This is a genomic window from Pedobacter sp. AK017, assembly GCF_014200825.1.
GTDB lineage: Bacteria > Bacteroidota > Bacteroidia > Sphingobacteriales > Sphingobacteriaceae > Pedobacter > Pedobacter heparinus.
Genome location: NZ_JACHCW010000007.1, coordinates 33,844 through 48,037, shown reverse-complemented (window position 1 = coordinate 48,037; position 14,194 = coordinate 33,844). Strand labels below are relative to the sequence as shown.

General features: G+C 41.3%; 10 protein-coding genes. 3 read left to right on the top strand and 7 right to left on the bottom strand.

Annotated elements, in window-relative coordinates; all coding sequences use genetic code 11:
* Window positions 1-51 precede the first annotated feature (51 nt).
* Entirely contained in the window at window positions 52-753 is a 702-nt protein-coding gene (locus HDC92_RS11485) for a DUF2490 domain-containing protein (RefSeq protein WP_183874605.1), read from the top strand.
* On the opposite strand, the gene HDC92_RS11480 is transcribed toward HDC92_RS11485, so the two are convergent.
* Window positions 750-2,405 (bottom strand): M1 family metallopeptidase, encoded by a 1,656-nt coding sequence (locus HDC92_RS11480; RefSeq protein ID WP_183874603.1) that lies wholly within the window; start codon window positions 2,403-2,405, stop codon window positions 750-752. The genes HDC92_RS11485 and HDC92_RS11480 overlap by 4 nt on opposite strands.
* A gap of 5 nt (window positions 2,406-2,410) precedes the next feature.
* On the bottom strand, window positions 2,411-4,288 hold the full coding sequence (locus HDC92_RS11475) for a CocE/NonD family hydrolase (protein WP_183874601.1): 1,878 nt from the start codon (window positions 4,286-4,288) through the stop codon (window positions 2,411-2,413).
* A gap of 89 nt (window positions 4,289-4,377) precedes the next feature.
* Between HDC92_RS11475 and lpdA the strand changes: the two genes are divergently transcribed.
* On the top strand, window positions 4,378-5,781 hold the full coding sequence (lpdA, locus tag HDC92_RS11470; RefSeq protein ID WP_183874599.1) for a dihydrolipoyl dehydrogenase: 1,404 nt from the start codon (window positions 4,378-4,380) through the stop codon (window positions 5,779-5,781).
* Window positions 5,782-5,905: 124 nt separating this feature from the next.
* On the opposite strand, the gene HDC92_RS11465 is transcribed toward lpdA, so the two are convergent.
* The 5 genes from HDC92_RS11465 to HDC92_RS11445 all read right to left on the bottom strand — a co-directional run bounded on the left by HDC92_RS11465 (window position 5,906) and on the right by HDC92_RS11445 (window position 12,855).
* Window positions 5,906-9,097 (bottom strand): efflux RND transporter permease subunit, encoded by a 3,192-nt coding sequence (locus tag HDC92_RS11465; protein WP_183874597.1) that lies wholly within the window; start codon window positions 9,095-9,097, stop codon window positions 5,906-5,908.
* A 6-nt stretch (window positions 9,098-9,103) separates the two neighbouring features.
* On the bottom strand, window positions 9,104-10,168 hold the full coding sequence (locus tag HDC92_RS11460) for an efflux RND transporter periplasmic adaptor subunit (protein ID WP_183874595.1): 1,065 nt from the start codon (window positions 10,166-10,168) through the stop codon (window positions 9,104-9,106).
* Window positions 10,165-11,508 (bottom strand): TolC family protein, encoded by a 1,344-nt coding sequence (locus HDC92_RS11455; RefSeq protein ID WP_015809506.1) that lies wholly within the window; start codon window positions 11,506-11,508, stop codon window positions 10,165-10,167. Before HDC92_RS11455 ends, HDC92_RS11460 begins: the two co-directional genes overlap by 4 nt.
* A 15-nt stretch (window positions 11,509-11,523) precedes the next feature.
* Entirely contained in the window at window positions 11,524-12,129 is a 606-nt protein-coding gene (locus tag HDC92_RS11450; RefSeq protein WP_015809505.1) for a TetR/AcrR family transcriptional regulator, read from the bottom strand.
* A 117-nt stretch (window positions 12,130-12,246) separates the two neighbouring features.
* Entirely contained in the window at window positions 12,247-12,855 is a 609-nt protein-coding gene (locus HDC92_RS11445; protein ID WP_015809504.1) for a TetR/AcrR family transcriptional regulator, read from the bottom strand.
* Between the two features lie 206 nt (window positions 12,856-13,061).
* Between HDC92_RS11445 and murB the strand changes: the two genes are divergently transcribed.
* On the top strand, window positions 13,062-14,078 hold the full coding sequence (murB, locus tag HDC92_RS11440) for a UDP-N-acetylmuramate dehydrogenase (protein ID WP_183874593.1): 1,017 nt from the start codon (window positions 13,062-13,064) through the stop codon (window positions 14,076-14,078).
* Window positions 14,079-14,194 lie beyond the last annotated feature (116 nt).

Below are 14,194 nucleotides of genomic sequence, written 5' to 3'. Positions count from 1 at the left end.
TGAACTTTTACTTTTGTTTTTTATTTTAGCTTTTTGATCCGATCCAATTATATGAAGCGTTTAATTTTAGCCTTTTTATTTTCTCTTTTTGTACTGAATGGTTTTTCCCAGCAGGTAAAACAAAACTCTGGCTGGTTCCTGTTTTTAAACAGTACTAAATTTAATGACAAATGGGGCATGCACCTGGATGTTCAGCTGAGGTCTGCAAATGAATGGGATGGGCTGCGGAATTTTTTGTTCAGGCCCGGTGTAACTTATTATATCAATAAAAACAGCAATGCTACAGTTGGTTATTTACTGACAAATACTTTTTTAGATCAGACCGGACCAGTAGGCCATGTGCTGACGGAGCACCGGATCTGGGAGCAGTATATCCTGATGCATAAAATCAAATCTGTTGCGGTACAGCACCGGTTCAGACTGGAGCAACGATTTATAGAAGCTGCCGGAGATGACATTTTCTCGCAACGCCTCAGGTATTTTCTGAGAGGCATTATTCCGCTTACGGAAACAAAGGACACCTTTACCAAAGGGCCATTTGCCGCTTTGCAAAATGAATTATTTTTTAACGTTCAGCATAAGGCAAAGCTGAATGGTAAACTGTTTGACCAGAACCGTGCTTACGGAGCCATTGGTTACCGCTTCAGTAAAAGTTTTGATGTGGAGGCAGGGTACTTAAACCAATTTATAAATGGTGCCGGCAACAATACCATGAACCATGCCATCCAGCTCGCTTTGTATACCCGGTTTTAATTGACCGCTTTAAGCTGGATGTAGAAATTGGGCTCTGCTTTAAAGGATCTGTTACTTATACTTTTATCTGCCGCAATCGTTTTCCAGTTGGCTGAAGGATAGATAAAACTGAAATTGCCAGGCTTGAGGCTTACTTTTACAGGCATATCAAAGTTTTTCACATCGGCTGCCCATCTGTACTTCAGCAAACCATTGTAGACCTGGTATTCCAATGTCGGGATGCCGGTATGCCGGAGGTATTGATCGAAGGTTTTTTGCAGGTTTAAGCCACTCTGTCTGATGATGTATTCCTCAACCTGCTGTGTGGTGACAGTTTTATGGTAAAAGGTTTTGTTTAATCCCCTGAGGATGCTTCTGAATTTTTCGTCATCATTGATCAGCTGCCGGATGAGGTGTACGAGATTAGCCCCTTTATAATACATATCACCCGATCCTTCACGGTTCAGGTTGTATGTGCCGATTATCGGGCTGTCGTTGCGGATATTTTTCCTTATTCCGGTAATGTATTCAGCGCCGGCTTTCTTTCCATAGTTTGATTCCAGGAACAAGGCTTCGGCATAATTGGTGAAGGCTTCATGTACCCACATGTCGGCAATGTCTTTTGTAGTGATGTTATTTCCAAACCATTCATGTCCGCTTTCGTGAATGGTGATGAAATCAAATTTGAGGCCCCAGCCGGTGTTGGAAAGATCGCTACCCAGGTATCCTTTTTTAAAACCATTTCCATAAGCAATTGCACTCTGATGTTCCATTCCGAGATAGGGCGCCTGAACCAGTTTATAGCCATCTTGATAAAAAGGATAGGGGCCGAACCAATGTTCAAAGGATTTTAGCATGAGTTTAACATCTGCATTCCAATGGGGGACTGCAATTGCACTGTCTTCCTTCAGGGCCCAGTAATCCAGACTCAGTTCCCCTTTTTCTCCGGCATATTGGTCGGCCCAGTGTGCATACCGGCCTACGTATAGCGTTACATTGTAGTTGTTGATGGGATTGTTTACAAACCAGTTGTACTGGAGCTGACCATTTGGTTTTTCTACTTTGCTGCGCAACCTGCCGTTAGAGATTTCCTGCAGGTCTTTAGGTACCGTAACACTGATGAGCATGCTATCGGCCTCATCGCTTTGATGGTCTTTATTGGGCCACCAGCTGCTGGCGCCCAGGCCCTGGCAGGCTACAGATACCCAGGGTTTTCCGGATTTGTCTTTACTGAAAATGAAGCCCCCCTCCCAGGGCGGATTTTTTGCAATGACCGGCTTTCCTGAATAAAATACCGTGAATTTCTCTTTGCTGCCTTTTTCAATAGGTTGGGGAAAGCTAACAAATACCGCATTAAATTTTCTTGTAAATGGAATTTGCTGCGCTTTAAAAATGATCTTTTCTATATCCATATTTTCAAAAAGATCGAACTGCAGTTTACTGAGGCGCTGTGTTGCGGTAAAATGGAATTCGTTACTTCCTTTAATCGCTTGATTGGCAATATCCAGGCTGATGTCCAGGTGGTAATAATTAATGTCGTAGCTGGTACGCAGGGGGCTGAGCATTCCTCGTAATGTATCTGCAGCTGTATGGGGGTGTCTTTTGTCCATCAGCTGGGCTGCTACCTGAAGGCTGAGCAGGCAAGTAAGGATGGCACAATATACTGGTTTCATCCGTTTTAAGGTTTCAGTACGTTTACCGTAATTGCAGATGCATTGTGTACATCGTGGAAGATCCTATGTGTGGCTTTTCTGAAATCACCAGCTTCGGCCTGGTAAATGTCCATAAACTGCTGTGGATTCCGGTCGGCCAGGGGAAACCATGAATTCTGGACCTGGATCATGATGCGGTGACCTTTTTTAAAGGTATGGGCTACATCCGGAAGGGCATAGTTTACTTTTGTAATTGTTCCAGGAACAAAAGGCTCGGGTTTTTCAAAGCTATTACGGTATTTTCCACGCATGATCTCGCCGCGTACCAGCATCTGGTAACCACCCATGATCAGGTTTTTAGGGTTAGGTACAGGATTTGGTGTATCTTCCGGATATACATCTATCAGTTTTACCACATAATCTGCATCCGTACCTGTGGTTGATACCACCAGTTTGGCCAATACCGGGCCGGTAAGTGTAAGGTCGGAACTGAGGGGCTCTGTTTGGAATACCCTTACATCCGGTCTGCGCGAGGCAAAACGCTGGTCATCGATCATATATTCCCGGGTTCTGCTGGTTTGTATGCCATCCTGATAAGGGACAGGTGAATTGGGATCACTTACATATTCATCCCAGCTGTCGGTCCGCTGTACCTTCTCAAAGCTCAGTTTGCCATTGGGCTGCAGGTATAATGTTCTTTCTTCTGTATCCTGAGGTGGCCAGGAGCTAAATTTCTTCCATTCATTGCTGCCAGTGATAAAAATGGTTGCCTCTGCAATTTTTGCATCCGGTGCCTCTTTGAGGTATTGCATAAAGAAAGGGAACTCAACATTTTGCTGGTATGAAGTACTGGTTGGCTGTCCGAAATTAATATCCCCGAAACTGCTTCCCGTACTTCTTGCCCAGCCACCATGGTACCAGGGGCCCATAACGAGGTTGTTTTTTGAGGATGGATTTTGTTTTTCGATGGCCTGATAGGTTTTAAGCGTACCGTAAAGGTCTTCTGCATCAAAGAAGCCGCCCACTACCAAAACTGCAGGTTTTACACCAGTTAAATGCGGCGTAATGTTACGGGCTTTCCAGAAGGCATCATAATTGGTATGCGCATTGATATCATTCCAGAATCGTATGGTATCGCCATAATATTTTTTGGTGATGTTTTTTAAGGGGCCCAGTTCAAGAAAAAAACGGTAGTTGTCTTTAACCGGGAAATCAAAGGGTTTTGGACGTTTGTCGGGCGTAATTGGTTGAGGTCGCGGTACCCCGAAGGTATAATAGAAGCTAAAGATATCTGCAAGGAACAAGGTGCCATTGTGATGAAAATCATCGCCTATAAACCAGTCGGTAACCGGAGCCTGGGGCGATACTGCCTTTAAAGATGGATGGGCATCTGGTAGAGCCGCAGTAGCATAAAAGCCTGGATATGAGATACCGTAAATACCGGTTTTACCGTTGTTTCCAGGAATGTTCCTGATCAGCCAGTCGATCGTATCATAAGTATCGGAGCTTTCATCAATATCCGTTTTGCGTTTCTTGCCGGCTATTTGCGGCCTTACGTCTTCAAATTTTCCCTCACTCATCCATTTTCCCCTTACATCCTGATAAACAAAGATAAAGCCTTCTTTTATAAAGAGCGGAGAGGGGCCAAGGCTTGTTTTATAATTGTTTTCGCCATAAGGCGAAACGGTATAAGGAGTACGGTTGAGCATAAAAGGATACTTCTTGCTTTTGTCTTTGGGGATGTAAATGGCTGTAAATAGCTTAATGCCATCCCGCATAGGGATCAGCCTTTCTATTTTGGTATAGTTCTGACGTATATAAGCAGAGTCGGACTGTTGTGCACAAGCAGAAAGACTGGTAAAAATAAAGAGAAAAATGAAGGAGAACGATTTGAAAGGAGTCATAGAGGAAGGTTTTTTTAAGGATAAATATATGGAATTGATTGCTGAATACGGGATAGGTTTATTAACTTTACGCAAAAAAAATCCTTAGTATGCAATACGATGTAGTTGTAATTGGCTCGGGCCCGGGCGGTTATGTTGGAGCAATCAGATGTGCCCAGTTAGGCTTAAAAACAGCAGTTATAGAGAAATATAAAACTTTTGGGGGAACCTGTTTAAATGTAGGATGTATTCCTTCCAAGGCCCTGTTGGATTCTTCAGAGCATTTTCATAATGCTGCACATACTTTTCAGACGCATGGCATTAACCTGAAAGATTTAAAGGTGGATATGCCGCAAATGATTGCCCGTAAAAATGATGTGGTGGCGCAAAATACTGCTGGGATACAATATTTGTTTAAAAAGAATAAAATTGATGCTTTTGAGGGTGTAGGTTCTTTTGTAGATAAAAATACGATTAAGATTACCAAAGATGGTAAATCGGAGACCATAACAGCTAAAAATGTAATCATTGCGTCGGGTTCAAAACCTACTGCATTGCCTTTTTTACCTGTTGATAAAAAACGGATCATCACTTCTACAGAAGCTTTAAACATCACTGAGGTACCTAAGCAGATGGTAGTTATTGGCGGTGGTGTAATTGGACTGGAACTAGGTTCGGTATATGCACGTTTAGGTACAAAAGTATCGGTGATTGAATTTATGCCATCAATTATAGGTACGATGGATGCCGGTTTAGGTAAAGAACTGCAGCGTGTATTGAAAAAATCGCTTGGTATGGAGTTTTTTATGGGCCATAAAGTTACCGGGGCCAGTACCAAGGGCAAGAAAGTTACGGTTACAGCAACCAATGCCAAAGGAGAAGAGGTGAAATTTGAAGCAGATTATTGCATTGTTGCAGTTGGGCGTACAGCTTATACAGAAGGATTGGGGCTGGAAAACATAGGTATCAAACCTGAAGAAAGAGGAAATAAGATCCCGGTGAACGATCACCTGGAAACGACAGTCCCGGGTGTGTATGCGATAGGTGATGTGATTAAGGGTGCTATGCTTGCCCATAAGGCCGAAGATGAGGGCGTATATGTTGCAGAGCGGATTGCGGGACAAAAACCACACATCAATTATAACCTGATTCCGGGCGTGGTTTATACCTGGCCGGAAGTAGCTTCGGTAGGCTATACCGAAGAGCAGCTGAAAGAAAAAGGACTATCATACAAAACAGGTTCCTTTCCATTTAAGGCCAGTGGCCGTGCCAAGGCAAGTATGGATACAGATGGCTTTGTAAAAGTACTTGCAGATGCTAAAACAGATGAAATTTTAGGTGTACACATGATTGGACCAAGGGCTGCAGATATGATTGCAGAGGCTGTTGTTGCTATGGAGTTCCGTGCCTCAGCAGAAGACATTGCCAGGATCTGTCATGCACACCCTACTTATACAGAGGCGATGAAAGAGGCTGCTATGGCAGCGACAGAGAACCGGGCCATCCACATTTGATGACCGGTTTCGTGCATCAGACAAAAGGCCGCAGCTTATTCTGAACTGACATTTGTTTAACCTGCAAAAAAAAAGAGGAACTTTTCAGGGTTCCTCTTTTTTGTTTCTGCATTGGTTTTAGCCATTAATGGATATGGTCTATTTCATATTCTTTAACCTCTTTATGCGTATAAGGTTCAACCATTAATTCTTCCATGGTTTTTCCTTTTTTATTGAAACCGAAGTAATTCAGTATGTTGTCAAACACCTGGTACATTACAGGTACGACAATCAGGGTTAAGAACAGGGAGCTTGTTAAGCCACCTACAATTACCCATGCCAAACCATTTTTCCATTCGGCACCGGCACCACTGGCCAATGCAATAGGTAACATACCGATTACCATGGCAATGGTTGTCATGAGTATTGGCCGCAAACGGGCGTGATTGGCTAAAATCAGCGCTTCATGCGTAGTTTTTCCTTCGGCTTTCATCTGATTGGTAAAATCGACCAGGATGATCGCATTTTTGGCTACCAGACCAATCAGCATGATCAGACCCAATATGGTAAAGATACCGAGCGACTGGTTGGCCAGTGCAAGTGCCAGCAAGGCCCCGATAATTGACAATGGAATTGAGAACATGACTACCAGAGGATAAATAAAGCTATCGTACAAAGCAACCATGATCAGGTATACCAGTATGATAGACGAAAGTAGGGCAATACCTAAAGTACCGAAGCCCTCGCTCTGGTTTTCCTGGTCGCCGCCCCATACATAATTTACACCTACAGGTTTTTTCAGCTTACCCTCTTTTTCCAACTGTTCCAGCTTGGCACCAAATTCGGCTACTACAGTACCCGTTGGCCTACCAATTGATTGTGCTTTTACAGTAACAGAAGTGCTTTTATCTTTTCTTTCCAGCTGACTTGGGCCGGCACCTTCCTTGATATCTGCAAACTGGGAAAGCTTAATCTGCTGGCCGTTTGCATTTACGAAGATCAGGTTTCTCACATCGTCTATGTTTTTACGGTTGAAAGCCTGGTACCTGATGTTGATGTCATATTCATATTCACCTTTACGGAACTTTCCGTCAGTATTGCCGCTAAAAGCTGTTTGCATGGTTGCACCTACAGTTTGCAGGGTCAATCCCAATGCAGCCATCTTATCACGGTCTACCTGTACGTTAATCTCAGGGCTACCTTTCTCTACCGAGAGCTTTAGTTCTGCGGCACCTTCAATGGTTGACAGTACGCCCTTAGCCGCTTCGGCATAGCGTAAAACACTATCCAGGTCGGGGCCCGTAACAATCAGCTGGATGGGAGCGTTCTCTGCGATACCCAGGATACTGATCGGAACAGTTTTAACATTGGCACCTACCAGGTGTCTGGCCAGTTCCCTGCTCACTTTGGTTGCATAAATACTGGATTCATCCTTACGGTCTTTGCGATCTACGAGTTTTACGTTGATCTCAGATTTGTAGGCTGTGGCCTGTGTTCCACCAAAATCACCACTGGCCTGACCAACTGTAGTGATCATTTGGGTAATTTCTGGTTTGGTTGACAGGAACTCTTCTGCTTTTTGGGTAAATTGATTTGTTTTCTCAAGGGAAGCATCCTTAGGGAGCTCTATCTGTACCAGGAACTCACCTTTGTCACTCTTCGGGAAAAACTCAGTACCAATGAACCCACCGATGGTTAGGCCGCAGGAACTGAACAATAAAAGGAATACACCAATAATGGTTACTGCTTTATTACGCAGTGTCCAGGTTAATATGCCTGTGATCCAAACTGTAAATGTGTGGAGTTGTTTTTCAAACCATAAAATAAACCTGCCGAAAATATTTTTACCTTCAATCCTTTCCAGTTTACCAAAACGGGATGATAATAATGGAACAATGGTAAATGAGGCCACAAGGGATAATAGTGTTGCAATAATAACTACCACACAGAATTGGCGCAAAATGTTTGATACCAGACCCGTACTTACTGCAATAGGGAAGAATACCACTACAATTACCAGGGTAATTGAAACTACGGTAAATCCAATTTCACTTGTTGCGTCGAAGGCTGCGCGGACGCGGTTTTTACCCATTTCCATGTGTCGGTAAATGTTTTCCAGTACCACAATTGCATCATCCACAAGGATACCTACCACCAGCGAGAGCCCCAGTAATGACATCAGGTTTAACGTATAGCCAAATAGACTGATCCCGATAAAAGTGGCAATCAGCGATGCGGGAATAGAAACCATTACAATGGCGGCATTCCGCAAGCTGTGCAGGAAAAACAGCATCACAAAGGCTACCAGTATAATCGCCAGTATTAAGTCATGGATAACAGCGTCTGCAGATTCTAAAGTAAAGATAGAACTGTCATTTACAATTTTAATGTCCAGTCCATTGGTTTTGTAATCCTGCATTAAGTTTGCAATTACTTTATGCATTTGTTTACTCACTTCAACGGCGTTGGCATCAGTTTGTTTAATGATCTGAATTGCAATAGCCCCTTTCCTGTCAATACGGGCAATTTTCTCTACTTCTTTTTGTGCGTCCTGAACATCAGCCACATCACTTAAACGAATTTGCGCACCGGTTTTGCTGGTTGCCACAACCAGGTTCCTCAGTTCATCAACATTTTTATACTTACCGGATAAACGGATCAGGATATCCTCACTGTTGGTTTTTACGCTACCAGTAGGGAAATCAAGGTTTGAGGTAAGTATGGCCTGCTGGATCTGGGGAACTGATAATCCGTAACCCTGAATTTTGTCGGCATCCAGTCCTACTTCGATCTCCCTTTCCTGACCACCTACTAAAGTTACCTGGGCAACTCCGTTTACCCTCGAAAGTACAGGGGCGATGCGTTTATCAATCAGGTCATAAAAGGTGGCATCATCCATTTTTGCAGATGCAGACATGGTGATTACCGGTAAATCATCTAAAGAGAATTTGTTCAGTGAAGGAGGTTTCACCTCTTCCGGCAAATCGGCGAGAATGGCATTTATTTTACGTTGTGCATCATTCAATGATAAGTCGACGTCCGCTTTGTCTGTCAGCGTTACCGTTACAACAGATAAGCTTTCGTAAGACACGGAATTGATCTTCTTTACATTCTCGAGGGAAGACACCGCATCCTCAATTTTTTTGGTTACGGTATTTTCTACCTCATTTGGTGAGGCTCCCGGATATATTGTTGATATTGAAACTACGTTGTTGGAGAATTTTGGGAGTAATTCATAACTTAAAGAAAAGTAGCTCAATAGTCCCATCAGCGTTAGTGCGGTAAATACCACTATAACGAGAGTAGGGCGTTTTATAGAAATTTCTGTTATCTTCATATTCTTTTATTTTACTGGTGCTACGGCACTGCCGTCTACCAGATTGATTTGTCCGCTTGTGATTACAGTTTCTCCTTCTTGCAAACCTTGAATGACCTCTACATTGTCACCAATAATTCTGCCTGCAATAACTTTACGAAGCCTGGCTGTATTTCCATTTTCCAATACAAAAATCTGATTGCTGCTTACACTGCCTACAAATGAGCCACGTGGGATGGTCAGGATAGGGGCCTGTCTTGGGAACTTAAAAATGGCTGTTCCATACATACCGGCTTTAATGTCGTGCTTACCGTTGTTTTCTACCTGAATTTCAATTGGGAAGTTCAGGGAATTGTCGGCCTTAGCGGCAATAAAAGTAATGGTTCCGGTATAATCATCGGCAGGAAAAACATTGGATTTTATCTGTACTTTGTCGCCGATTTTTAAGCTGGCTACCTGGCTTTCATTTACGTTTACCTTCAGTTTTAGTTTGGAAACGTCAACCAGTTCAAACATTTGTGTTCCCTGTGCATTTACAAATGCCCCTACTTCAATATATTTTTTATTGACTATACCGTTGATTGGCGATTTTATGTTGGCATCACTTACTTTTCTTGTAGCGCTTTGCAACCTTAAACGTGCATTTTCTACTGCCAGTTTAGCCTGATCCAGCTGTTGTTGCGTAACTCCACCTGTTTTAAACGAGCTTGCATACCTGGCTTCATCCCTGATGGCATTTTGTAAATTTGCTTCGGCTGTTTCTTTGTCCGTATTTATGATCTCGGCGTCAATACGTGCTAAAATCTGGCCTTTACTCACTCTGGAACCTTCTTCCACAAATATTTTAGTAACGCGACCTGCATTTTCTGAAAGGAAGTTTAACTCCTGATTGGGGGCAAACGTTCCGTTAACGCTAAAATCAAGGTCAATGGCGGCTTTTTTGATCGTTGCAGTACGTACACTCACTGCACCTCCACCTGCTGCAACAATTGCAGTTTTAGCTGCATTCTTTTTCTTATTGTTGCTTAACACCAGGGCAATTCCTCCTCCGGCAACTATGATGATCAGGACTGCTATGATTATTCTTTTCATTGTAAAAGTGATTTTATATTTCCGTTTGATTTGATTAATTGTATTTCGGCAATCTTATAGTTTAATAATGCCTGCGTATAGCTGTTTTGTGCTTCTGTTAATGCGTTCTCTGTGTCCAGCAGATCTGTTAAGTTTGCGAGGCCATTGTTATAGTTGTTTTGTGTACTTCTATAGATCTCGTCGGCCAGTTCAGCATTTTTCTTTTGTGCATTAATGGTATTTAAACTGTTGCGTAACTGGATTTTTGCATTTTCATAAGCCAAATTCAGTGAATTTGTTGATTCTCTTCTGTCTTCTCTTGCTTTTTTAATATCGATATCAGCCTGGCGAATTTTTGAACGGGTCAGAAAGCCATTAAAAATCGGCACTTTTAAAGTAAGGCCGACAGCAGAGGAGCCAAAACCTATGGCGGTATTGTTGGAGCTTAGGAAGTCGAAACTACCGCTCTGGCTGGAATAGGTATAGTTTCCTGTCAAAGCTAAAGAGGGGTAGTATTCTGATACATAAGCTTTACGTTGTAGCCAGTATAGTTTGTCCTGAGTATCCAAAATTTTGATTTCAGTTCTATTGGCCAGCGAAAGAGAGTCTGCGAACTGTGGTAATCGGGTAACCTCTGTAAGTTCTGTTTTAGGTAAAGTGATGTCAGTACTTACCGGCATCCCCATAGAGAATTTCAACTGGTTTTCCAATTGTGTGATTAAATTTAAAGTTTGTTCACGCTGTGTCTCTAAATTGGTAAGGTTTACTTTAATACGGTCTACATCGATCTTTTTTGCCAAGCCATTCTGATACTGATTAGAAATGATTTTTTCAATAACTTTTACATTTTTGATGTTGTTGTCTACCACATTCAATTGTTGTCTGTTTACTAAAACCTGATAGTAATTGTTGGCAACCAATTCAATAATTTGCTCTTCAGTAAGTTGAGAAACGAGATTATAATACTCTTCACTGGATTTTGCTGCCTGAAGCCCGGTAAATACTGTTTGATTGAACAGTTGTTGTGAAAGCTGTACACCGGCAGAAGAATTCCAGTTCTGGCCCAATTTAAATGATTGGGTCTGACCACCTATATTTGCTACCAGCTGGCCAATAATTGGATTATAAGTTAAGCCTGCATTACCTGTAATTTGTGGCAGGGCCTGAGCTCTGATTTCCTCTGTTTTATACTTTCCGCCATCAATGTCCAGTTTGGATTTTCGTGTCTTCACACTGTTCTGTACTGCATAATTCAATGCTTCCTTTAACGTCATGGTTTGCTGAGCGTTAACTGTATTTGATAGCAATAATCCGAGTAGCAATACCGGAATTACTTTTATCTGTTTAATTATTGTGTTCATATGTATAGTCTGTTGTTATTTTAATCCTTTAATAAATATACCCGATAAGCTAAGCTGTCTTTCCAGTATATTTTTCATTTCTTTTTTACTTGGGAACAACTCTTTGTTGCCATGGAGTATACAAAGAGAGGTAATACCAGCCAGGCTGTCCAGGTAAAGTTCTGCAGTTTTATAAACTTCCATATCTGCGATTTCACCTTTATTTATTGCATTTTGAAAAATATCTGCATGCAATTGTATGTTCTTTCCATGCATTTTCATAAAATGCGCTTTTAATTCCTCAGAATTCAATGATGAATCCGGGCTGCCCCCTGATAAATGAAGCATATAATATTTCTGAAAAAAACGGTGTCGGATTTCAATAAAGCCGGCCATGCATACTTCCAGGGAAATGTCGGCAAACTTATCCTTTTCTACCATTTCAAAATAATCATTGAATATTTTTTCAATGACACCAAGTACCAAACTGTTCTTATCAGGAAAATAATAATATAAAGAGGGTTTGGATACGGATAGATCTTCAGCAATCTCGTTCATTGTGGTTTTGTTAATCCCATAATGAATAAAACGCTTAATTGCACCTTCAATAATAGCCTCTCTTTTTTTATCTGTCTCTACCATTCTACTTTTTTACTTTCTGACTTTTTTATTTAAGTGGTCAAAAATACGGCCATAATCCTGCATTAAAAATTTTCTCTTAAAAATCAGTTGAAACTTACAATTGTATGACTGTTTGGTTTATTTTTTTGGCCTTAATCCTTCCAGAAAAATCTCGGCGAACAGTTTTTCCTTGATAAATATTTGTTTAAACTGCTCTTTTACAGGGAATATGTTCTTGTCCTTAGACATGATGTTGAAGTGTATGCCAGATAGGGCATCGATGAATATTTCTGTTGTCAGTTTCGGATCTTCTATTATAAACTCTCCGCTTGTAACGCCCCGGCTAAACAAAGAGCTGATAATTATGGCTTCAAAAGCCCTTGCCTTACTGAATTTCTGGTACAGATCATCAGGTAGTTCATTACCAATAAGTTGCGTAGATTCCAGGAGATTGTAATATTTTTGAATAAAAGATTGTCTTTTTTGCAGCAGTTTGAATATGCCTTCTGTTGAGCTGCTTGTTTTGTCAATAGATTTCACCAGATCTCTGCTGATGATCTGCATCAGGTGTTCTATTGCACTTACATACAGGCTCAATTTATCAGGGAAATAGTAATAAAGCAAAGCTTTGGAGAACGATATGTCTTTTGCGATTTCCGTCATGGTTGTTTTAGACAATCCATAATGAGCAAACCGTTTTAATGCCGCTTCAATAATTAAAACTTTCTTTTTATCCTGATTTTCCATACAAATTTTACTGGTCCCTTCTTCCTTTATTGTGTTTAAGGTATTTTAACAATTTAGCCGAAACCATAGTGATAGCTTCATCATCATTAAAAAACAAATATAATACGGATGAAAAATAGTCAAAATTTTTAAATATTACTTTTAACATATTTATTACAAGTCTTACAATTACATTTGTGGCATATATTTAACCTGTTTACTTGTTTATGTTAGTCCTGCAAGAAAATATTTCCCTCAAACCATATAATACATTTGGCGTTAACGTTTGTTCTAGTTTTTTTGCAGAGATTTTTACTGAACCTGATTTAGAGGAGTTGCTGGGAATGGCTGTAAGCAGTGCGCAAAAGTTATTGGTTTTGGGAGGGGGAAGTAATCTTTTATTTACTAAGGATTTTGACGGCCTTGTGCTGAAAATAAGTATACCGGGTATTTCCTCAAAGGTTGATCAGGATAATGTAATGGTAACTGCAGGGGCAGGGGTGGTGTGGAACGATCTGGTAAACTACTGTGTAGGGAATGGTTTTGCTGGTGTGGAAAACCTGAGCCTGATCCCGGGAACCGTGGGTGCGGCACCGATCCAGAATATTGGTGCTTATGGGGTAGAGCTGAAAGATGTTTTTCATTCCTGTACCGCTTACGAAATTGCCACGGCAGAAAAAAGGGTTTTTAATTTTGAAGATTGCAGATTTGGCTACCGTGACAGTATTTTTAAAAATGAGCTGAAGGGCAGGTATATCATTACTGCCGTTAGTTTTAAATTGAGCAGGCATGCCGTACTCCATACGCAGTACGGAGCCATTCAGGCCGAACTGTTAAACAGGAATATTACCAATCCTACGATAGCAGATATCTCTAAGGTTGTTTCGGCGATAAGGGTCAGTAAGTTGCCAGACCCCTCGACAATTGGCAATGCAGGGAGCTTCTTTAAGAACCCGGTGATTGACCAGGCTCAATTTGAATCTGTGCTGGCCAAATTTCCGGATGTTGTCCATTATCCTATGCCCGGAGATCAGGTTAAACTGGCTGCAGGCTGGCTGATTGAGCAATGTGGCTTTAAAGGTAAAGTGGCAGGGCAAACAGGTACATGGAAAAACCAGGCATTGGTATTGGTAAATCTTGGTTCCGCAACAGGACAGGAAGTGTATGCTTTTTCGGAGGAAATTATCAATACAGTATATGCCAAGTTTGGTGTAAAACTGGAAAGAGAAGTAAATATTTTGTGATATTGACTTATTTATATTGTTAAGCGCCAAAATTAATTTCTTAACATGGAAAATTATTTTTTGGTACATATGTTGTTAAGACTTTAGTGTGTAAGATTAAACAAATCAGTGAGCGC